Here is a 20,579-nt window from a genome sequence, read left to right as displayed (position 1 = left end):
TCCGGCGCGGTTTAATGCAAAAAACCAATCGCCGGCTTATCGCGTTTTTTGAGCCAGCATTCCGTTTTCAGCGCGGTAACAAAATCACTCGCGGAGCTAAAGGGGGTGATGCTGTGTTGGCGCGCCACCGCGCAAAAGTCTCCCGGGGTCAATTCGTATAATTTGGTTAAAGCAGTGACCGCCGCAGAAGACGCTTCCCCCAGCTGTAACTTGTCGCAGTAAAGATTCAACAGAGCCACGGACTGGTAATCGCAGAGATAATTAAACCGGACCTTGAGATCAAAACGGCGCAAGGCTGCGGCGTCCAGCACCTCAAAACGGTTGGTGGTAGTGATTAAAATCCCGTCAAAGTGCGCGATCTGACTGAGCATTTCGTTCACGCAACTCACCTCCCAACGATGCTGACAGCCATCCCTAGTCGCGAGAAAACTGTCGATCTCATCAATCAGCAGCACAGCCTTATCGCGTCTGGCCTGTTCAAAAATCGCCGCAATATTCTGTTCGATCTCACCCACATAGCGGCCCAAAAAATCCGACGGTGTTTTCGCCATCAACGGCAATGCCAACTGAGTGGCTAACCACTGCGCCCAGGCTGTTTTACCGGTTCCCGGCGGGCCATACAGACAAAAGCGCGCCGAATCATGCGGCGAAAGGTTGGTCGTTACCGCGCCAAGTGAGATATCACTGTTAATAAACGCGATATCATAAACGGCAGGTTTGCTGGCTTTACTTGTTGGTCTTATCGGCGCATGACCCTGAGCCTTTAGGGTGTTATTGATTAAATAGATTAAAGATTCATTGGCCTTTTCGTCCGGCAATGTGGCGCTAAGGGTGGTCATGACTGTTCCGGCGCGCTCCACTACCGCAGGTGTCAGCCACGGCGTGCTGGCCAACTGAGAAATTTCGCCAGGGGTGAGTAGGGTGCCGCAGGTTTCCTGAAGCAGGGTTTCCCGTTGTTGCAGGGGGGGAGAGGTCAACTCAACCACGATATCAAAGCGGCGAATAAACGCCGGGTCCATGACGCTGATATCGTTGGACACCCATAACGTCGGGACGGCGTTCTCTTCCAGCAAACGATTAATCCACGCCTTTGGTACCGGTTGTGACAGCCCACTGAAAGTTCCCGCGCTTTCCATAAACACATCTTCCGCCTCATCGAGCAAGACAAGGGCTTTCTCGCCACGAAAGAAACGTTGCGCTCCCCGACAGGCGTGCAAGCGGCGGCTACCCTGAATCGGGCGCAGGGCCGCATTTTCGCTGGCCACTTCATAAATCGTACTGTCCAGTTCATCTGCCAGCAGGCGACAAAGCTGGCTTTTCCCGGTGCCGGGTTGACCGTGGATCAGAATATTGACCCCCACCCGACCTGATTGCAGCGCAACATCCAGCCACTGGCGCACCACGTTAACCGCAGGCAGATGGGCGTAATCATTGAAGCTGAGCTGTGCAGGCTCACAGCGTGTAATGATGCCCTGCAATAATCTGGCAGGCTCGGTCTCACCGGCATACAAGCGTTCACACAGCGTGGGTGAAAAGGGTTCGAGCTTACTACGCAGCGAGTGCGAGCCGCTGGTTTCCAGGCTGATCAAGCCGGTTTGCATCAATAAACTGTCGGCACCAAGCGCAGCACGCATCTCGCTTTCCGGGAAATCGAGCAAAGTCGCCAGGATTCGGTACACATTGACCGGGGTCACCAACCCTAGCCAGTCCGCAGTTTCATCCAGCAAGCGTTCCTGATGGAGTTGTAATGTGAATGCCAGAATGGCGCTTTCAGCCGCATTCAGTTCAATGCGGCTGGCTAAGGTGGCTACCGCCTGTTGAAAGACCGAAAAGGGGGATGAGTCGAATTGTTGTTCCCGTTCAGCATGACGCAGACGGAGTTCCCGCAAAATCGATTGCTGTAACTGCGGCGTAAATTCGTGATCCTGATAGTGGGTGAGATGGAAAAATTCCGCTAATGCCGGATGGCTGAAGCCATGCTGGGTGATAAATTGCTTATGGGTACCCAGGCGGAATAACAGACGATAGATCCACAGTTCGAGAGTGTGTTGGTTTTCCGGGGTCGGTTGCTGTTCAATCATTTTGGCGTTTAGCATGGTTCTCTCCTTTAAAACGCCAATTGTCCTCCCCGATATGACAACTTGTGTCGCAGGCGATTTTTCTTTGCTGAGTTCATTTTTAAAGAAAACGAAAAGATTATGCAGGATCATATCCATTTGACGGCATTAGGAATAATCTCACTGTTCGTTTCCCTTCGAAGTTGAATTTATGCTTTATATAAATGCGGTTGGCGGGTGTAAGTACCTGATAAAAAAAGAATCAGTAATGTATGTTAAAGGCGATGGCGACAAAACCTACATCTACATCAATCACATGAAAGATCCCATTGTGAGTTCAGTCTCTTTTGATGCTCTCGCCTCGCAGATCACCGAGAAGAGAAATGTGGTGGAAGCGATACCTCATCGCGAAAAAATGGCTGGCAAATACGAAGAACCCATACAACTTGTGCAGAGTCATCGCAGTTGACTGACCTGCAAGTAGCAAGTAGCAAGTAGCAAGTAACGCGTTGATATCAGGGGAGATACGGCCAGGTCAGTTTTGCCTCCATATCTCGGATCGCGAAATGTATCTTATGTTAAATGTGATATCCGATTGACCTCAAACCTACACCCCACCCGTAGCGGCGCGATTTATCGCGCGGGTTTTACGTCACCATCGCTGGATGATGCGCGATAAATCGCGCCGCTACGCCAATTACCGTTTTAACAATGCGGATTATTTACTAAGAAAAACCCGCGCACTCGCCAGCCTGCCGTGACTGACGGTAAAGACATCTTCGCCGCGTACCAGATACGGGTTGTCTTTGGGGCCATAGCCCCAGGTAACCCGGGCTATGCCGTGGTTCCACTCCACCGGTGCCGGGGTAAAGATAAAGCCGGGATGTTGCGACTGCACCTTATTAATGGCGGCATTGACGCGTTCCACGCCCGCAGACAAACCATCGTAATCGGCGACAAAAAAATCCGCTGTGTAGACGTCGGCGAATCCTTTGGCTCGCTCAACGGCATCGGGATTGTTCCATATCGCGAAATGGCGATCGATAAGCTGTTGCAGGCCCGCAGGTGCAGCCTGAGTGGTGTTCATGTTCATGGTGCTGTTCTCCGCGAATGAGGCCGTTGTGGTTGCCAGCAGTGCAGCCAGCAACAGACCTTTGGTGATTGACGTTTTCATGTTTTCCCCTGTCAGACGGCCTTTTTCACTTTGCCCACCAGCTCAATTTGCGATCCCCACGGCGTCAAAAAGTAGAACCATTGGGTGCCGTCGGCATTGGTAACCGGTTCATTCAGGGTTGTCAGGCCCGCTTTTTTGATCGCGTCATAACTGGACTGGACATCCTGGGTGCGTAACGCGATATGGGTTGCTGCGTCATCATCCTGATGTGGGTGGTGGTGATCGATTTGCTTACCGCTGTACTGGAAGAGCTCCACCCCTGTGCCATCTGGCAGGCGCATCATGACAAAGCGCTTCAGCTCGCTGGATTTACGCCAGTTAAACGCCATTTTCCACGCATCCGGAATCGCACCGGGAGTGATGTCGGATTCCACCTTCGCACCAAAGGTGGTCTGGAAAAACGTTATCGCCTTAGCCAGATCCGGCACGTTGATGCCCGCATGGTCAACGCCGGAAATGCTCACTGTCGGCGCTGCTGAGGCAGACAGACTGACGGCCCCCAGTAATAATGTGGAAGCGAACAACGTGGAAGCGATGCGGTGAGTTTTCATTTGAATTTCCCTGTTATCAGATAGTTGTCGTGAGCGGCAGTGTGGGTTGCCGCGATGGAAGAAGCTTATCGACCTGAGATGATTTTCAAAATAGAATGATTTGAAACTCATCATTGCAGAATTGAAATGACCAGATTTCCTGATTTTGAAGGACTCGCGATGTTTGCAAAGGTGGCCGAGGAAGGTTCCTTCGCCGCCGCCGCCCGTTTGATGGGGGTGTCGGTGCCCACGGTGTCGCGCGCCGTGGCGCGACTTGAAGAACGTCTGGGGGGCAGACTATTCAACCGCACCTCGCGGCAGTTGGCCCTGACCGAATTTGGACAAAGCATGGCCGCCAGGGCGTCGGAAATGTATCGCCAGGCTGAAGAAGTCGAAAGTGAGGCCCATGAACTGTCGGTGCAACCTCGCGGTCAGGTGAGACTGGCAGTGCCGATGTCATTCGGATTACGTTGGGTTGCACCGCTACTGCCTGAACTGATTCGTCAATTTCCCGAACTCAGCGTGGACCTTCATCTGTCCGATGCGTCAGTCGATCTGATTGCCGAAGGCTTTGACGCTGCATTGCGCATTGCGGCGCTGCCGGATTCCTCCCTGGTGGCTCGCAAATTTTGTGCGGTAACGCAGTATCTGGTGGCCTCTCCGGCCTATCTTGCTGAGCACGGTGCGCCACAACATCCCCGCGAACTGTCTGGCCGAGCCTGTTTCAGCTATGCCTGGCGGGCGCGCAGCCAGGTCTGGCGCTTTACCCATACATCTGGCACCCAGGAAGATATTGTGCCGAATGGCCCGTTGCGGGTGACAAATTCAGATGCTCTGCTTCCTCCCCTGTTGGCCGGTTTGGGTATTGCTGAATTGCCGGAGTTTATCGCGGCCGAATATCTGAGAGAGGGTCGTCTGGTTCATCTGCTTGATCAGTGGTCGATGACACAGGGAGGACTGTACTTTGTGACACCCACCGCGCGCAGTCGCCCGTTAAAGGTCAGGGTACTGTCTGACTTTTTTGCCCGGCACCTCAGCGAACCCGCATGGCGCTGGCCCGTCTGAGCATCGTTAAGCCGTCCTGATCGGTTATCCATCATTGCAATTTTGAAATGATGGATTTCATTCTTTGCTATTTTGCGAGTTCCTGAGTTTGTTTATTGTTGCTGCACGCCAACGATACGGTCTGGCACCGACAATGACAGGAGCTTTCATCATGAAAACCGCCGTGCAATTACTTCAGAACTACCTCGACAATATTCAGGATCCCCATGCTGCCGCCGCGCTTTTTGCCGCAGATGGCGTGCTGGAATTACCTTACCTCCAGACGCTGGGGCTACCACATCGGGTCCAGGGGCCACAGGAAATTGCGGCGTTTATCGCCGGATTGTTGAAAAAGGTGTCTGATTTTCGCTTCCGTAATATCCAGTTTTTTATCGATACCCCGACGCAGGCATTCGGTGAATACAGCGTCGAAGCGGCAATAACCGGCACTGATCGTTTGTATAAACAAACCTATGCCGGACGCCTGGTGGCAGAAGAGGGAAAAATAAAGTTACTGCGTGAATCACTGGATACGCTCGCCGCCTGGCGCGCGTTTAACGGCGATCAGCCTGCCTGAATGCGTTGTTAAGGTAATGACATCAAACATCAGCGAATTTCTGGAGAGCAAAATGAGTGTAAATACCCCCGATGCATGTATCTCGTCTGCGGGCGACCATGACAAAACGCAAGCTACCGAAATCATTGTCAGCGCTTACTATCGCGTGCACCCGGATGACCGCCAAACGTTTATCGATGCGGTGAAGCCTGAAATGCAGGCGGCACAACAACTGCCCGGTTGCGTTTTCTATGCATTTTCGCAAGACCTGGTAAACCCGGATGCCTTCCATCTGTCCGAGGGCTGGGCCGATATTGAAGCCTATGAGCGACATGAACATTCAGCAACGTTTTTACAGGCGCTGGCAACGGTGGTTAAAAACGTGCGTATTCTGCATCGCGAAGGCATCCGTTATGACGTGGCGAAACAGCACATTGATGATCCTCGGGGAAAGGTTTCATCGTGACACGTAAGATCCGTTTTCGCGGTTAAGTCTCCGAAGCGTCGGTCAGTAGACCCCCTCTACTGACCGAATGGTTTTTGCACTGATTGATTTGCCAGATTCTCACTGAGACACCGATAATCTCTCTCGATTCTCTAACCTAATATAATTACACTTATATTAGGTCACGAAAGCCTGTATTATCAGTTTCCTCTTCTGTCCGGCAGCTGACGTACGGTTGTGGGGACTCGGTAACAGAAAACCCGTATAAAAATCAGGCGCTCGTACGTGAAATCTGACGTATAACTCCCCTGCGCTTTTGCCAGATTTCACGTAGCGCGATCTTACCGGTAACGGATGGAAACTGAACAAAAATGACCGAAATCACCGTCGCAAACCCGTTGCTACAACCCTTCAGCACCAACGACGATATTTCAGCCAGGCTGGCTGCTTTCGTTCGCGATCGTGAGGCTTTTTCCTCTAACACCTGGCGGCAACTGCTCAGCGTCATGCGGATCTGTTGGCGCTGGGCTGAAGAAAACCGCCGCTCTTTTTTGCCCATGACACCGGAAGACTTGCGGGATTATTTACTGCATCTGCAATCCGCTGGTCGCGCGTCTTCCACCATTGCCACCCATGCAGCGCTGATCTCAATGTTACACCGTAACGCGGGGCTGGTGCCGCCGAACGTTTCTCCCGATGTGTTTCGTGTGGTTAAGAAAATCAATCGCGCGGCCGTTATCGCGGGTGAGCGCACCGGGCAGGCCGTGCCCTTCTGCCGACAGGACCTGAAAAAACTCGATGCAGCCTGGCAGGGCTCCCCTCGGCTACAACAGTTGCGTGACCTTGCCTTTATGCATATTGCCTACAGCACGCTGCTTCGTCTCAGCGAATTATCCCGCCTGCGGGTACGCGATATTTCACGCGCGGCTGATGGCCGCATTATTCTCGACGTGGCCTGGACTAAAACCATCGTTCAGTCCGGCGGCATCGTGAAGGCGTTGAGTCGGCAGTCAAGCCAGCGCCTGACGGAATGGCTTATCGCTGCCGGACTGAGCGGTGAACCGGATGCTATGATTTTTTGTCCGGTTCACCGCGCCAATTGCGTGACGAAACCGAGATTGGCACCGATGAGTACCCCCTGCCTCGAGGAAATCTTTCTTCGCGCACGGAATGCAGTGGGTGTTGTGGCTCGCAGCAGAACCAATAAAGGTCGGTATGCCGGATGGAGCGGCCACAGCGCCCGCGTGGGTGCTGCTCAGGACATGGCAAGAAAAGGATTTTCGGTAGCGCAGATTATGCAGGAAGGCACCTGGACCCGAACGGAAACCGTCATGCGTTATATACGCATGGTTGAAGCCCACAAAGGGGCGATGATCGGGTTGATGGAAGATGATGAATAAACTCTCCACTATGCATTCTGGTGCAGGATTGGTGGAGAGTGGGAGGGCTTTTCGATGATATGTTTAAATAAACCATTATTTTAAACATATGCGCAGCAATCCCACCACTACTACAACCCGCCAGCTCGTCTCACTGAGATTAATGAAAAAAACTCATAATCCCTATCCCGTTACCTGACATTATCTCACTGCATAAACCCGTTAACATGCTCGCATCTTCTTATATCCAGACGGGTCATCATGCTTAATTTACAGGCACGAACGCAGTCAGCGACGGTTAATAAAGCCAGCCTGGCATTCGTTCTTATTCTCAGCGCATTAATGGCTGTCACCTCTTTATCAACCGATATCTACCTTCCCGCGATGCCCGTCATGGCAAAGGATCTGCGGGGAAATGCCGAGCTAACTATCACCGGATTTTTGATCGGCTTTAGCATCGCACAGTTGATTTGGGGGCCGATCAGCGATCGCTACGGGCGACGCCTGCCACTGTTCATCGGTATGGTTTTGTTTGTGATCGGCTCAGTGGGTTGTGCATTATCAACCGATATCGGTCAAATCGTCTTCTGGCGTGTTTTTCAGGCTTTAGGTGCCTGTACCGGTCCAATGCTGGCGCGTGCGATGATCCGCGATCTGTTTAGCCGTACGCGTGCCGCGCAAATGCTTTCCACCCTGATGATCATCATGGCGATAGCGCCAATCGCCGGACCGCTGCTGGGCGGCCAAATGATTAAGGTGACATCATGGCATGCCATTTTTTGGCTGCTCGCCCTTATCGGGGCGTTCATGCTGTTTTCGTTGTTGTGGCTACCGGAAACCTTAGCGGAAGAAAAACGATCAGCGACGTCCGTATCCCGCGCCTTTGGCAATTACTACGCCTTACTGACTAACGCCAGATATATGCGTTTTACGCTTTGTCTGACGTTCTACTACATCGCTGCTTATGCCTTTATCACCGGCTCCCCATTTGTTTACATCACTTTCTTTGGTGTTGACCCACAACATTACGGGTGGCTGTTTGCCGTCAATATCGTTGGATTGATGGCGGTCAGCATGGTGAATCGCCGCCTGGTGCACCGCTTTCCACTGGAAGCATTGTTAAAAGTTGCCGTCTCCGTCGCGGCCCTTGCGGCCATAGTCCTTGCTGTCGCAAGCGGGTTGGGTATCGGCGGAATGGGCATCATCGTCGCGACGGTGTTTGTGTTCTTCTCGATGAATGGCATCATCGCCGCAACGTCAACGGCCTGCGCGCTGGATGCCGTACCCAATGCGGCAGGCTCGGCATCTGCGCTGATGGGTTCATTGCAGTACGGCAGCGGGATCATCTCTTCGCTGTTACTGGCATTGTTTAGCGATGGCACCCCCTGGACCATGAGCTGGATCATCGCCGTGTTTACGCTCGCCAGCGCCTTAATAATTCTGACGGTTCAGGCGCAAAAAGAACGCCTGTGACTGTGCCGCGCCTGGCGTTATTGATGAATTATTCTCATAACCTCTATTCACCAGGCGCAATTATCTTTAGTGCCCACCAGGTTAATCTGTCCGTAGCAGCGCGATAAATCGCGCCGCTACGGGCATCAGGAAAGCGGTTTAAATATTCTTATCGAAGAAGGTATCTAACTTGCTCATCGCCTGGTCAACGTAGCGTGGTACCCAGTAAGTTTCGATATGCGTTGCACCATCAATCAGAAACAGTTCTTTATTTTGCGTTCCGCTGGCCATTTTGAAGGCACTTTCGGTCATGTAACGCGAATCCGCTTTCGTACCGGCCATCATTAACAGCGGCTGATTGATGAGATCCATATTGCTTTGCGCATCGAAACTCATCAAATCCACCAGGCTGCTGGTGGTATAGCGAAACGTTGAGTTCGGGTGAGCATGGGTTTTCCAGTAATACTCGTAACCCTGACGGTAGAGATCAAACGGCAGTTTCGCGATCTGTTCATCGGTCAGGTTGGCATCGCCGGAATAACTGACTTCCCCCGTTGCGGCTTCTTGCGCGCGTGCATCGCTGGCTTGCTTCAGGCGTGTCTGGATGGTGGCAATCTGCGAGTCCTGATACCCATTACGGCGCACACGACCAGAGTCAAACATGCTCAGGGTTGCCAACGCCTTAAACCGCTTATCAGTCTGCGCGGCTTTTAAGGAATAACCACCGCCACCACAAATGCCCAGCAAGCCAATGCGCGTGTTATCCACCCCAGGGTACTGGCTGATGTAGTCAGCCATACCGTGAATATCCTCAATGCGGTTAGCCGGTTTATCAACGCTACGGGGCATCCCCCCACTGGCTCCCTGATAAGCCGCATCGGCGGTGATGGTGATGTATCCGTGCTCGGCCAGACGTTGAGCATATAACCCGGCAACCTGCTCTTTGACGCCGCCATTCGGGTGAGCCACCACCACCGCCGGATATTTTTTTGCAGGATCGTAATCGGTCGGTGTGTAGACATTCGCGGCGATCTGAATGTCATGAAGATCATATTTCACCGGATGAATATTGACCTTTCCCTCGACGTTCTCGGTGATCGCGCCGTCATAGACGAGGGTGAACGGATTCTTCTTGTAATCAGCCGCATGCACAGCGGTGACGCTGGCCATTGCGGTAATCAGCATTGCATTTAAAAGCGTAAATTTCATGGTATCTCCCGTTTTATCTGGCTCGCGATAGCAAATATGCGCGGCCAGATTAGGCAGACAGGACTGTCAGCAGGGTGACGGGGAAATAACATTTTTGTCAGGAAAATCATGCTTGCTGACAGCGCTGTCAGAAAATCGTCAGCGTGATGTTGGCAAGTCAGCAGCAGAATGGCCCCCATTATGTTCAAGAGGAAGAAGCGTTATGCGCCTGTTGTTAGTCGAAGATGAAGAAAAAACCTCAACCTATCTTCGTCGTGCTTTGGGCGAGTCCGGGTTCACGGTAGACGTTTCGGCCAATGGCGCTGAAGGGCTGCATTATGCGCTGGAGTTTGACTACGACGCGATAATCCTCGATGTGATGCTGCCCGGAATGGATGGCTACCGGGTACTGGAAGGTGTGCGCGCCAGTAAACAGACGCCGGTGTTGATGTTATCTGCCCGCGGTTCGGTTGATGAACGCGTGAAAGGACTGCGGCTTGGCGCGGATGATTATCTCCCTAAGCCCTTCTCACTTATTGAGTTAGTCGCCCGCATTCAGGCGCTGGTTCGTCGCCGTTCAACCGATGGCACCGATATCACCCAGCTGCAAATTCATGATTTGCAGTTAGATTTGCTGTCCAGACGGGTATTTCGCGCGGGTATCCGGCTGGAACTGACGGCGAAAGAGTTTGCTTTACTGAGTCTGCTGGCCCGCCATCAGGGGGAGATTTTGTCGAAGATGATGATCGCCGAACAGGTATGGGACATGAATTTTGACAGCGACGCTAACGTGGTTGAGGTGGCGATTAAACGCTTGCGCGCCAAAGTTGATACGCCGTTTGCGCTCAGGTTACTGCATACCGTGCGCGGTATGGGCTATGTGCTTGAAGTCAGGCATGGAGAGCAGCATGTTTAAACGTTCTCTTTCGCTCCATCTTGCGCTGATGTTTGCGTTATCCGCCCTGATGATTGTCGCTGTGATTGGCATTTTGTTGCGCGGCTCGTTGCATGAGTCGTTGCAAAAACAGATGCATAACGAGCTGTTATTTCGGGAGTCCTTAATGAGCCCGTGGATCACCGCGCGAACCTCCGCGCATGACTGGTCTGGGCTGGCGAATAAATTCACCGTATTAACCAATTCTGAAGGGGAGCGCGTGCGCTACTGGATAGTCAGCGCAGACCCGCGCTTTAATGTCGGTGGCGAGCCACCGGTGGGGGTGCAGTGGTCATCTTTGCAGGAAGGTTTTAACAAGATGCCCGGCGCCTCGGAAGAGGGCTGCTCGCTTTTTCTGTTGGTCAAAACCCTCCCTGCCAATGGTGAACGACCGACGTTGCGCTACATCGTTGCCATCGACTCTACGCCCTACATGGGCACGCTGGATGCGTTCACCCGCACGTTGTTGATTATCGCCGTGGTGGGCGTAGTGATCGTCGCGTTGCTGGGTTATGGCGTCTCAAGAATTGGTCTGCGTCCGGTGGGAACGTTAAGCAGACAGGCGCAACGGCTCGCGCCGGGCGATCATGGTCAACGGCTGGATACCACCGCCTTACCCGGAGAGTTGCAGCAACTGGCGTCTTCATTCAACGGCGTGTTGGCGCGTCAGGAGGTTGCCTGGCGGCAGCTCGAAAATTTTAACGCGGATGTCGCCCATGAACTTCGCACTCCGCTCACCAACCTGATTGGTCAAACGCAACTGGGGCTTTCACGCCGACGTTCACATGATGAGCTGGAAGAGTTACTTGGCTCAAACCTTGAAGAACTTGAGCGCATGGCCTCGATCGTTAATGACATGCTGTTTCTGTCCCATGCTCACGCCGGTGAACATGCTGCGCAGCTCACGCAGGTGTCCCTGCGCGCAGAAACGCTGAAAACAGCCGAATACGTTGAACCCTCATTCGCGGAAAAACACCTTTCTCTGGATGTACAGGGTGATGTCACGGTCGAGATTGACCGGCGTTTATTTCATCGTTCGCTGGCCAATTTACTGGAAAATAGCGCCAGACATGCCCCAGCCAACAGCCAGGTGATTGTCCGGTTAAGCCAGAAAAATAATCAGGCCAGGGTTGCAGTTTCCAATCCGGGTGCCCCCATCGCACCCGATCAGTTGCCTCGCCTTTTTGAACGTTTTTATCGGGCCGACGCCTCCCGCACCCGCAGCGATACCCATCACGGACTGGGATTGTCGATCGTTCGCGCCGTGGCGATTATGCATCGGGGGGAGGTCTTTGCACGCAGTGAAGAAGGCATGAATACCTTTGGGTTGACCTTTGCCATGCAAACGGATCCCCAGTCACTTGCCAGATGCCCAACTGACAAAATTGTCAGGGAAGCGTCAGTCTGACGACATTTTACCCTCGTTAATATCATGGCTGACTCTCCCCTTCATCAATGAAAAGGACGCGCAGCATGACCGGAAAAAAACGTTACCTCGGGCTGTTACTGCCCTTCTTCACTCTTGCATTCGCGGCTGAGGCGCAAATCATCGCCCCTGCCGGAAGTCAAAACGCCCTGTATGGGCCAGCGGAGAACTTTACCGGACGCGTCCGGGTTGATCCGTTATTTCAGCCTGATCACGGCATCGAGGTTTCGGGGGCGTATGTCACCTTTGAACCAGGCGCACGTTCCGCCTGGCATACACATCCGGCAGGTCAACGGTTGATTGTCACTGCCGGTGTGGGTCTGACGCAGCAGGAGGGCCAGCCGATACAGATCATTCGCCCTGGCGATGTCGTCTTCTGCCCGCCTGGCGTCAAACACTGGCATGGCGCAGCCCCGGGCAGTGCCATGACACATCTGGCGATAACCGGGAGGGTAAATGGAACCAACGTTAACTGGATGGAGAAAGTGACGGATGAACAATACCACGCCCATTAAGGTCTTGATTGCGGCGCTCCTGCTGATGCTGGGTTGCAGTCTCACGGTCCATGCTGCACCAGCGACAACCGGCACGGATGAAGAATCACCCACGTTGTCGGCACGCCAGCAGGCCATCCCATTGATTGCTGCGTATATGGCAACCAGCCAGATGGAAAAACTCGATGCCGCGCTTAATCAGGGGCTGGACGCCGGGCTGACGGTCAACGAAATCAAAGAAGTCCTGGTTCAGCTGTATGCCTACACCGGCTTTCCGCGCAGTTTAAATGCGTTAAATGCCCTGATGAAGGTGGTTGAGACGCGACAACAACGCGGGGTCCACGATATGGCGGGTAATGAGCCAGCCAGCACCATTCCTGTCGGGGATGAACTGCGCCGCGTTGGTACCGCCAATCAGACCAAAATATCCGGTGCACCTGTCCAGGGACCGTTATTTGATTTCGCGCCGGTGATTAATCAGTACCTGCAAACTCATCTGTTCGGGGACATTTTTGCCCGTGACAACCTCGACTGGCAAAGCCGCGAGCTGGCGACGGTGGGCGCATTAGCTGCCACGCCCGGCGTTGAGGCGCAATTGTTATCCCATATGCGCGCCAGCCAGCGCGTCGGTCTGACGGCAGGACAACTGCACCAGTTGGTTCAGCTTCTGCGTGAGCACGGCGAAACCGACGCAGCGATGCGGGCGGGGAACGCACTGCAACAAGCGCTGGCGAAAGCGTGAACCACCACAGGCAGGGCTCATGTATTAATGAGCCCTGCTAATTAACCCTAGCTGATTGCACCCTCTAATCGAATAAATCTCGCTGCGTTATGCTTGATACACAAGCACATCTGAAGGACAACCTGATGCAAACAGTAAAACTGAACAACGGTATCGACATGCCCCTGTTGGGCTTTGGTGTATTCCAGATGACGGATGCCGCCGAGTGCGAAAGAGCGGTGATTGACGCTATCGAAACCGGTTATCGCCTGATTGATACGGCGGCTTCCTACCAGAATGAAACCCAGGTCGGGAATGCGCTGAAGCAAAGCGGCATCGCCCGCAATGAACTCTTTGTCACCACCAAACTGTGGTTGCAGGACACCCATTACGCCGGTGCTAAGGCACAGTTCGAGCGCTCACTGAATCGACTGCAACTGGATTATGTTGACCTGTATCTGATTCACCAGCCTTACGGTGACGTCCACGGTGCCTGGCGCGCTATGGAAGAACTGCAACAGGCAGGGAAAATCCGGGCGATTGGTGTGAGCAACTTCCACCCGGATCGACTGGCTGATCTTATCGCCTTTAATAAGGTTGTGCCGGCTGTCAACCAGGTTGAAGTCAACCCCTTTACCCAGCAGCTACAGGCAGCGCCGTGGATGCAAAGCCGTGGGATTCAGCCTGAAGCCTGGGCACCTTTTGCCGAAGGGAGAAACGGTTTGTTCCAGCATCCCGTATTAACGGCGATTGGTAACAAATATGGCAAAAGCGTGGGTCAGGTGGTCCTGCGTTGGATCTTCCAGCGCGGCATCGTTTCGCTGGCAAAATCAGTGCGAAAAGAGCGCATGGCAGAAAATATCAATATCCTCGATTTCGAACTCAGCGCGGAAGACATGCAGCAAATTACCGCGCTCGATACCGCAACCAGCGCATTTTTCTCACATCGCGACCCCGCGATGGTGGAATGGCTGACTGGCCGCAAACTCGACGTTTAAATTCATCCGTAGCGGTGTGATTTATCGCGCATTTCCGATGATGGACAATCGCACCGCTACGATTTTTTGCAAACATGATTGCCTTGAAGAGGAACAGATTGATGCAAAAACGTTATCTCGGTAAATCCGGACTCGAAGTATCGGCGCTTGGACTGGGTTGCATGGGACTGAGCCACGGCTACGGCCCGGCTACGGATACCCGTCAGGCGATTGAACTTATTCGTGCTGCGGTAGAACGGGGCGTCACGTTTTTCGATACCGCCGAAGTGTATGGCCCGTATCTGAACGAAGAAGTGGTGGGCGAAGCCTTAACACCGCTGCGTGACCGTGTAGTCATCGCCACCAAATTTGGTTTTACCTTCGGTAATGACAACAAGCAGCAGATTTTAAACAGCCGCCCCGAACACATTCGTACCGCCGTTGAGGGATCATTACGCCGCCTCAACACCGACGTGATTGATCTGCTATATCAACATCGCGTCGATCCTGAGGTGCCGATTGAAGATGTCGCGGGCACGGTGAAAGATCTGATTGCCGAAGGTAAGGTCAAACACTTCGGCCTGTCCGAAGCCGGTGTGCAGACCATTCGTCGCGCGCATGCGGTACAACCGGTTGCCGCTTTGCAGAGCGAATACTCGATGTGGTGGCGCGAGCCTGAACAGGAAATCTTGCCTTTACTGGAGGAGCTGGGCATTGGTTTTGTGCCATTCAGCCCGTTAGGTAAAGGTTTCCTGACCGGTGCCATCAAGGCTGGGGCAACTTTCGGTGCGGATGACTTCCGCAGCAAAGTGCCACGTTTTGCTGCCGAAGCTCTCGCAGCCAATGAAAAGCTGGTTGCATTGTTGGCGGAGCTTGCCGCCGCAAAAGGCGTCAGTTCTGCTCAGATCGCCCTGGCCTGGTTGCTGGCACAAAAACCGTGGATTGTACCGATTCCCGGCACGACCAAACTGCACCGACTGGAGGAGAATCTGGCGGCCGCAGACCTTATCCTTGCGTCGGATGAGTTGGGTAAAATCACGCAGGCGCTCGAAACAGTGAAAATCGTCGGTGAACGTTATCCGGCCTCATTACAGTCCCGGGTAGGTCGCTAAGACTGAAGCTGGCCTGCTTTTCAGCGCAGGCCTGTTATTCCGAGTAACGAAGTGCATCAATCAGTAGCGCGAAGGCTGGCGGGTGCTGTTTGCGGCTGGGATAGTAAAGGTAGTATCCGGCGAAAGAGGGACACCACTCCTGCAACACCTGAACCAGTTCGCCTGATTTGATAAAGTTCTGCACCATATTCTCTGGCACACAGGCGATACCGAATCCCGACAATACCGCATCGATTCTTTCCGCTAACAGATTAAACGTCAGTTGCCCTTCCACTCTGACACGCAACGGTTTGCCTTCCCGCTCGAATTCCCAATGATACAGCCCACCCGCAGTCGGCAAACGCATATTGATACAGCGATGATTTTGCAGTTCATGTGGCGTGTGGGGGGCCGGGTTAGCGGCAAAATAGGTCGGTGAACCAACCACCGCCATCCGCATATCCGGCCCAATCCTGACGGCGATCATGTCCTTATCAACGCTTTCGCCAAGGCGGATGCCAGCATCAAAACGCCCTTCCACGATATCGACAAAACCGTTATCCACCACCAGCTCGACATTGATTTCCGGGTATTCCCGGAGGAAGGATTTCAACCTGGGCCACACCAGGCTGCGTGCGGCGTGCTCCCCGGCTGATAAGCGGATATTACCTGAGGCAGTGCCCCCCAGTTGAATAAGCGACGCCAGTTCCTGCTCAAGATCGGCGAGACGAGGCTCAAGGCAGGCAATTATTCTTTCGCCAACCTCGGTTGGCGCAACGCTGCGCGTGGTACGGGTCAACAGACGGATGTTCAGGCGCTCCTCCAGCGCTTTCATCGCATGGCTCAGAGCTGACTGCGAAACACCCAATTTCGCGGCTGCTTTGGTAAAACTTCGCTCTCTTGCCACCACGAGGAAAATCTGCAATTCATTGAAGTTTTCTTTAAGCATCGGTTATTTCCTTATTCATCTCCGCCCCGACAAACCATATTTATGAGGGGTGTTCATAGACACAATCATTTTAACCCCGTTACTGATAACAATGATGGTTGATATTCTATCTGTAGTGAAAATATATCTGAAGCAACAGAAGGTTTATCATGAAAATACTTGTTGCCGGGGCGACCGGAAGTATTGGTCTTCATGTAATGAAGATGGCAATAGAAATGGGTCACCAACCCAGAGCACTGATCAGGAATCAGCGCAAAGTAAAACTTCTCCCACATGGCACTGACATATTCTACGGCGATGTGTCTCAGCCCGAAACATTAACTGACGTGGCGGAGAATATTGATGCCGTTATCTTTACGCTGGGTTCTGATGGGCAGGGACGTATCGGCGCCAGGGCAATTGATTATGGCGGAGTGCGTAATGTCCTGCAAAGGTTGCGCGGCACGCAGGCGCGTATCGTGTTAATGACTACCATTGGCGTCACCGAACGGCTGGGTAGCTGGAATCAGCAGACAGAGGTCCATGACTGGAAAAGGCGTGCCGAGCGGTTGGTCCGGGCAAGTGGCCATCCTTATACCATCGTCAGACCGGGCTGGTTTGATTATAACCATGTTGATCAACATCACATCGTCATGCTCCAGGGCGACCGCCGCCATGCCGGTACACCAGAAGATGGCGTAATATCCCGCGCACAAATCGCCCGTGTTTTGGTTAGCGCCCTGACCAGTGACGCCGCAATAAATAAAACGTTTGAACTGGTGGCAGAACACGGGGAAGAACAAAATAACCTTACGCCTTTATTTGCCACCTTGCTGGCTGATGACCCACGAAAAAACGAAGGGATTTTAGATTTACATAATATGCCGCTTGAGGAAGAACCTGGATACATTATTGACGAATTAAATTTATTTTTAAAACCAGCCGCATCAATCTGATCCTTTTTATATCGCTGCCGGGCGCAGCGCTTTCTCTTCAGGCACCTGATGCCTGAATGCTGTTGTCCTTCAGCAACCGTTAATCCTCTTCACTCGTGCAAATAACCTTGCTTAAGGCATGGTATTTTTCCTGTTCATACCTTATCCAGACGTCAGAGCTGCGTAGCTTTCCCTCACTTCCTGCCAGCAGATAAGGTTGTTAAACGCAGCCGTATCTGTTGATTTCATGAAATAATCAGGTCCAGTAAAAGCTTTACTCAGGCAAATACACAGAACCACAGCGAGGCCGATAAGCATTACGAAAATCAACAGGTAAAAAAGTCACATTTTTCACGCAATTTACGACAATTTAACAACAGGAAGAGATAAATGCGTATTGCCATACTGGCCCTGGAAGGCAGCGTGCTTTCGGCCATCGCAGGCCTGGCAGACTTGTTCTGGATAACCAATAAAGCGATAGCCGCCTCCCCAGCTCATGCCATCAAGTTTCCCGAAAAAACCTTTGAGACGCTGATTGTCAGCGCCGATGGTGCACCGGTCTGGGATACCGAAGGCCGGCTTATTCATATTGACAGCTCCTTTCAGGGGGCGGGCCAACCCGATGTCGTGATTGCGCCCGGCATGCTGCTGGGCCCGGATCTGCAACCATTGAACTTAGCGGACATTAACCTGGCCGCCACCTGGTTCAGAAAAATGTATGACAATGGCGCGCTGGTGGCCGCTTCAGGTACCGGTGGGGTTGTTCTCGGGGAGGCAGGTTTGCTCAAAGGGAGGTCATACGCCACCACATGGTGGGTCAGTCATATGTTGCAGGAACGTTATCCTGACGCCATCCCGGCACGAGGTAAAATGCTGGAGGAGGATCGTGGAGTGCTTACCACCGGCGGGTGTTTTTCATGGATTTCACTGGCCCTAAATATTATCGAAAAAGCGGCAGGTACAGAGGTGGCAAATCTCACTTCAGAGATGTCACTTACCGATAACCATTTTTTGCGTCAGCATCTCAGCGCATCGCCAGGTTCCATTCACTCCGGGACACCATTTTTAGTGCGCGCCGAGGAGATTATTCGCATGCAAAATCCCTCCATCAATGCGGCACAGCTCGCCTCTGCGCTGAACACCACGGAGCGAACCCTCCAGCGCAAATTTAAAGCACTGTCGCAGGAAACACCGAAAGAATTTATTACGCGGGTCCGCATTGAAACGGCCTGTACCATGCTCATTAGCACCCGTGTCAGCATTCGTCAGATTGCCAGAGATTGTGGTTACTCGGAAGAAACCGCTTTCCGTAAAGCCTTTAATCAAATTATGGAGATGTCACCGGCGCAATACCGTCAATGGATGGCCGCTCGTGCATCAGACCACCGCAGTTGATATAGAAAAAAACACTGTCAGGGAAATTCTTGTCAGTCAAAAAAAGTGAAAGGTGTAAATAAATTAAGTCATTTTATTTGAAATAAAAGTTCTATCGTCCCTGCCGATGGTTCGGAAGTGACAGATTATTTTTATTAACATTTTACCAGGTAGAAAATGATGAATATCACACAAAGGCTCACGCTGGCTTTCGTTCTACTCTCTGCTTCACTTGTTATTATCGGCATAACATCTCTCCGACTATTGGCCGGTTTTCAGGATCGTTTTGAATATGTGCAGGTCAATGCGATTCCTTCGATTAAAGATCTGGGCGAGTTAATAGATCGCAGCAACCGGCTTTCAGTTGCGCTATACCGACACCAGAGTCAGACCGATAACAGCAAAATGCCAGCCGTTGAACAAGAAATTTCGCAGCGCCTGTCGGGTATCAAAACCCTCGCTGATTATTACTTAAAAAACGATGTCTCCAGCGATCAAGACAGACAAATGGCGGAAAACGCATTAACCATGTTGAAAGTGATTGAATCGCGCCTGCCTGAATTTCTTACCGCATCACGAGCGCATCAGGATGATGTTACGTTGAACCTGCTTAATAACGACAACCAAAATGGCATCGCCGGAGCTATCTATTCGCTTAAGGAAAATTATCGCAAGCAGCTGGCACTGAATATCTCGCTGGGAAATAACTTACGAACCATCAATCATGACACTTATCAGCGTACGCTGTGGGGCATGACTCTGGGGGTAGCCGCGGCTCTGATTATTCTCGGCACCCTGGCTGCCATGACAATTCTGCGTATTCGTCACAGCCTGCGACGCATTGGCGATATTATGAACCATGCGGGTGAAAACCTGGACCTGAGCGTCACCGCAGACGACAGCAAAAAAGATGAAGTCGGTATTATGGCCCGTTCATTCAACCAACTTCTGACGCGTGTGGGAACTGCACTCTCCTCGGTCAGTACGGCGTCCCATTCTGTCAGCTCCGCTTCGGCACAAATTGCCGCGGGGAATGAAGATCTGTCATCGAGAACAGAACAGCAGGCTGCCTCATTGGAACAGACGGCAGCCAGCATGGCCGAACTGAGCGAAACCGTGCGACAGACGGCGGATAATACCCGCCAGGCCAGCCGTCTTGCCAGCAATGCGACAGCGCTTTCGGACGCCAGTGAAGCATCGCTGGCCAGCATGCTGGGTACTATGGCGGAGATCAGAAGCAGTTCGAAAAAAATTACGGAAATCGTGACGCTGATTGAGGGCATTGCCTTTCAGACCAACATTCTGGCGCTTAACGCCGCGGTAGAAGCCGCACGGGCTGGAGAACACGGCAAAGGCTTTGCGGTTGTCGCAGGTGAAGTGCGCAGTCTTTCACAGCGTTCCACCCAGGCGGCCAGGGAAATCAAACAGCTTATCGACAGCTCCTATAATCTGGTGGAATCCGGTGCCGTTCAGGCAGAAACCGTGGAAGAAAACATGGCCGGTTTGAAGACCGCGTTCAGGCAGGTTAACGATCTGGTCAGTGAAATCGCCGCGGCGGCCGAAGAGCAGAATACCGGTATTACGCAGGTGCATCAGGCTATCAGTCAGATGGATGACGTCACCCAGCAGAATGCTGCGTTGGTAGAGGAAGCCTCCGCCGCCTCCGCCTCACTTCAGGAGCAGGCGCAGACGCTGTCCGGGCTGGTCAGCCAGTTCGTCCTGTCCGGCGCAGCGCTGCCGATAGCGAAGCTTGCCGATACCGTCAGGCCACAACCGGTGTTAAAGGCGTTAGCCCCACTGCCCGCCTCCCTGAATAAAGGGAATGATACAAACTGGCAGAGTTTCTGACGGGTGATGGCGTGACAAAGGGAAGA

General features: G+C 52.7%; 20 protein-coding genes. 15 read left to right on the top strand and 5 right to left on the bottom strand.

All coding sequences use genetic code 11. From position 1 onward, the window contains the following. Nucleotides 1-11 precede the first annotated feature (11 nt). On the bottom strand, nucleotides 12-2,096 hold the full coding sequence (locus AC6I8N_RS24080; protein WP_497831186.1) for an AAA family ATPase: 2,085 nt from the start codon (nucleotides 2,094-2,096) through the stop codon (nucleotides 12-14). A gap of 229 nt (nucleotides 2,097-2,325) precedes the next feature. Here AC6I8N_RS24080 and AC6I8N_RS24075 point away from each other — a divergent pair, with 229 nt between their 5' ends. After that, on the top strand, nucleotides 2,326-2,526 hold the full coding sequence (locus tag AC6I8N_RS24075) for a hypothetical protein (protein WP_497831185.1): 201 nt from the start codon (nucleotides 2,326-2,328) through the stop codon (nucleotides 2,524-2,526). Between the two features lie 249 nt (nucleotides 2,527-2,775). Here the strand turns inward: AC6I8N_RS24075 and AC6I8N_RS24070 are convergent, their stop codons facing one another. Together AC6I8N_RS24070 and AC6I8N_RS24065 are read right to left on the bottom strand one after the other, a co-directional pair. Further along, entirely contained in the window at nucleotides 2,776-3,231 is a 456-nt protein-coding gene (locus tag AC6I8N_RS24070; RefSeq protein ID WP_497831184.1) for a nuclear transport factor 2 family protein, read from the bottom strand. 11 nt (nucleotides 3,232-3,242) lie between these two features. Then, nucleotides 3,243-3,782 (bottom strand): VOC family protein, encoded by a 540-nt coding sequence (locus AC6I8N_RS24065; RefSeq protein ID WP_497831183.1) that lies wholly within the window; start codon nucleotides 3,780-3,782, stop codon nucleotides 3,243-3,245. A gap of 126 nt (nucleotides 3,783-3,908) precedes the next feature. Between AC6I8N_RS24065 and AC6I8N_RS24060 the strand changes: the two genes are divergently transcribed. The 5 genes from AC6I8N_RS24060 (at nucleotide 3,909) to AC6I8N_RS24040 (ending at nucleotide 8,658) form a co-directional block, all read left to right on the top strand. Then, complete coding sequence (locus tag AC6I8N_RS24060) at nucleotides 3,909-4,826, top strand: LysR family transcriptional regulator (protein WP_497831182.1); 918 nt, start codon at nucleotides 3,909-3,911, stop codon at nucleotides 4,824-4,826. 151 nt (nucleotides 4,827-4,977) lie between these two features. Beyond that, nucleotides 4,978-5,382: a nuclear transport factor 2 family protein gene (locus AC6I8N_RS24055; RefSeq protein WP_497831181.1), complete on the top strand. Its 405-nt coding sequence runs from the start codon at nucleotides 4,978-4,980 to the stop codon at nucleotides 5,380-5,382. A gap of 52 nt (nucleotides 5,383-5,434) precedes the next feature. Continuing rightward, nucleotides 5,435-5,827, top strand: a complete 393-nt coding sequence (locus AC6I8N_RS24050) for a putative quinol monooxygenase (protein WP_208727142.1) — start codon at nucleotides 5,435-5,437, stop codon at nucleotides 5,825-5,827. A 350-nt stretch (nucleotides 5,828-6,177) separates the two neighbouring features. Beyond that, nucleotides 6,178-7,206, top strand: a complete 1,029-nt coding sequence (locus AC6I8N_RS24045; RefSeq protein ID WP_208727143.1) for a tyrosine-type recombinase/integrase — start codon at nucleotides 6,178-6,180, stop codon at nucleotides 7,204-7,206. A 240-nt stretch (nucleotides 7,207-7,446) separates the two neighbouring features. Further along, nucleotides 7,447-8,658, top strand: coding sequence for a multidrug effflux MFS transporter (locus AC6I8N_RS24040; protein ID WP_497831180.1), 1,212 nt, complete (start codon nucleotides 7,447-7,449; stop codon nucleotides 8,656-8,658). Between the two features lie 138 nt (nucleotides 8,659-8,796). Here AC6I8N_RS24040 and AC6I8N_RS24035 read toward each other — a convergent pair whose 3' ends face one another. Further along, nucleotides 8,797-9,846: an alpha/beta hydrolase gene (locus AC6I8N_RS24035; RefSeq protein ID WP_497831179.1), complete on the bottom strand. Its 1,050-nt coding sequence runs from the start codon at nucleotides 9,844-9,846 to the stop codon at nucleotides 8,797-8,799. A 202-nt stretch (nucleotides 9,847-10,048) separates the two neighbouring features. On the opposite strand from AC6I8N_RS24035, the gene AC6I8N_RS24030 reads away from it, so the two are divergent. From AC6I8N_RS24030 to AC6I8N_RS24005, 6 genes are all read left to right on the top strand, one after another. After that, nucleotides 10,049-10,741: a heavy metal response regulator transcription factor gene (locus tag AC6I8N_RS24030; RefSeq protein ID WP_021185498.1), complete on the top strand. Its 693-nt coding sequence runs from the start codon at nucleotides 10,049-10,051 to the stop codon at nucleotides 10,739-10,741. Further along, nucleotides 10,734-12,167 (top strand): heavy metal sensor histidine kinase, encoded by a 1,434-nt coding sequence (locus AC6I8N_RS24025; protein ID WP_497831178.1) that lies wholly within the window; start codon nucleotides 10,734-10,736, stop codon nucleotides 12,165-12,167. The genes AC6I8N_RS24030 and AC6I8N_RS24025 overlap by 8 nt, the downstream gene beginning before the upstream one ends. A 65-nt stretch (nucleotides 12,168-12,232) precedes the next feature. Beyond that, a complete protein-coding gene (locus AC6I8N_RS24020) occupies nucleotides 12,233-12,700 on the top strand; it encodes a (R)-mandelonitrile lyase (protein ID WP_208727144.1) in 468 nt (155 codons plus the stop codon). After that, complete coding sequence (locus AC6I8N_RS24015; protein ID WP_497831177.1) at nucleotides 12,678-13,421, top strand: carboxymuconolactone decarboxylase family protein; 744 nt, start codon at nucleotides 12,678-12,680, stop codon at nucleotides 13,419-13,421. Before AC6I8N_RS24020 ends, AC6I8N_RS24015 begins: the two co-directional genes overlap by 23 nt. Before the next feature lie 125 nt (nucleotides 13,422-13,546). Further along, the gene (locus AC6I8N_RS24010; protein ID WP_021185494.1) at nucleotides 13,547-14,398 is read left to right on the top strand and encodes an aldo/keto reductase; all 852 of its coding nucleotides are present in this window, start codon (nucleotides 13,547-13,549) and stop codon (nucleotides 14,396-14,398) included. Between the two features lie 101 nt (nucleotides 14,399-14,499). Next, the gene (locus tag AC6I8N_RS24005; protein WP_497831176.1) at nucleotides 14,500-15,489 is read left to right on the top strand and encodes an aldo/keto reductase; all 990 of its coding nucleotides are present in this window, start codon (nucleotides 14,500-14,502) and stop codon (nucleotides 15,487-15,489) included. Between the two features lie 34 nt (nucleotides 15,490-15,523). Here the strand turns inward: AC6I8N_RS24005 and AC6I8N_RS24000 are convergent, their stop codons facing one another. Beyond that, on the bottom strand, nucleotides 15,524-16,417 hold the full coding sequence (locus AC6I8N_RS24000; protein ID WP_497831175.1) for a LysR family transcriptional regulator: 894 nt from the start codon (nucleotides 16,415-16,417) through the stop codon (nucleotides 15,524-15,526). Between the two features lie 149 nt (nucleotides 16,418-16,566). Between AC6I8N_RS24000 and AC6I8N_RS23995 the strand changes: the two genes are divergently transcribed. From AC6I8N_RS23995 to AC6I8N_RS23985, 3 genes are all read left to right on the top strand, one after another. Beyond that, the gene (locus AC6I8N_RS23995; RefSeq protein WP_497831174.1) at nucleotides 16,567-17,352 is read left to right on the top strand and encodes an SDR family oxidoreductase; all 786 of its coding nucleotides are present in this window, start codon (nucleotides 16,567-16,569) and stop codon (nucleotides 17,350-17,352) included. Nucleotides 17,353-17,721: 369 nt separating this feature from the next. After that, on the top strand, nucleotides 17,722-18,726 hold the full coding sequence (locus tag AC6I8N_RS23990; protein ID WP_208727155.1) for a GlxA family transcriptional regulator: 1,005 nt from the start codon (nucleotides 17,722-17,724) through the stop codon (nucleotides 18,724-18,726). 159 nt (nucleotides 18,727-18,885) lie between these two features. Continuing rightward, entirely contained in the window at nucleotides 18,886-20,553 is a 1,668-nt protein-coding gene (locus AC6I8N_RS23985) for a methyl-accepting chemotaxis protein (RefSeq protein ID WP_497831354.1), read from the top strand. Nucleotides 20,554-20,579: the final 26 nt, after the last annotated feature.

It is taken from the genome of Pantoea sp. X-Soil-TKNS-1279, from assembly GCF_059730565.1.
Note: the sequence above shows the minus strand (reverse complement) of the source record. Positions and strands in the feature narration are given on the sequence as shown.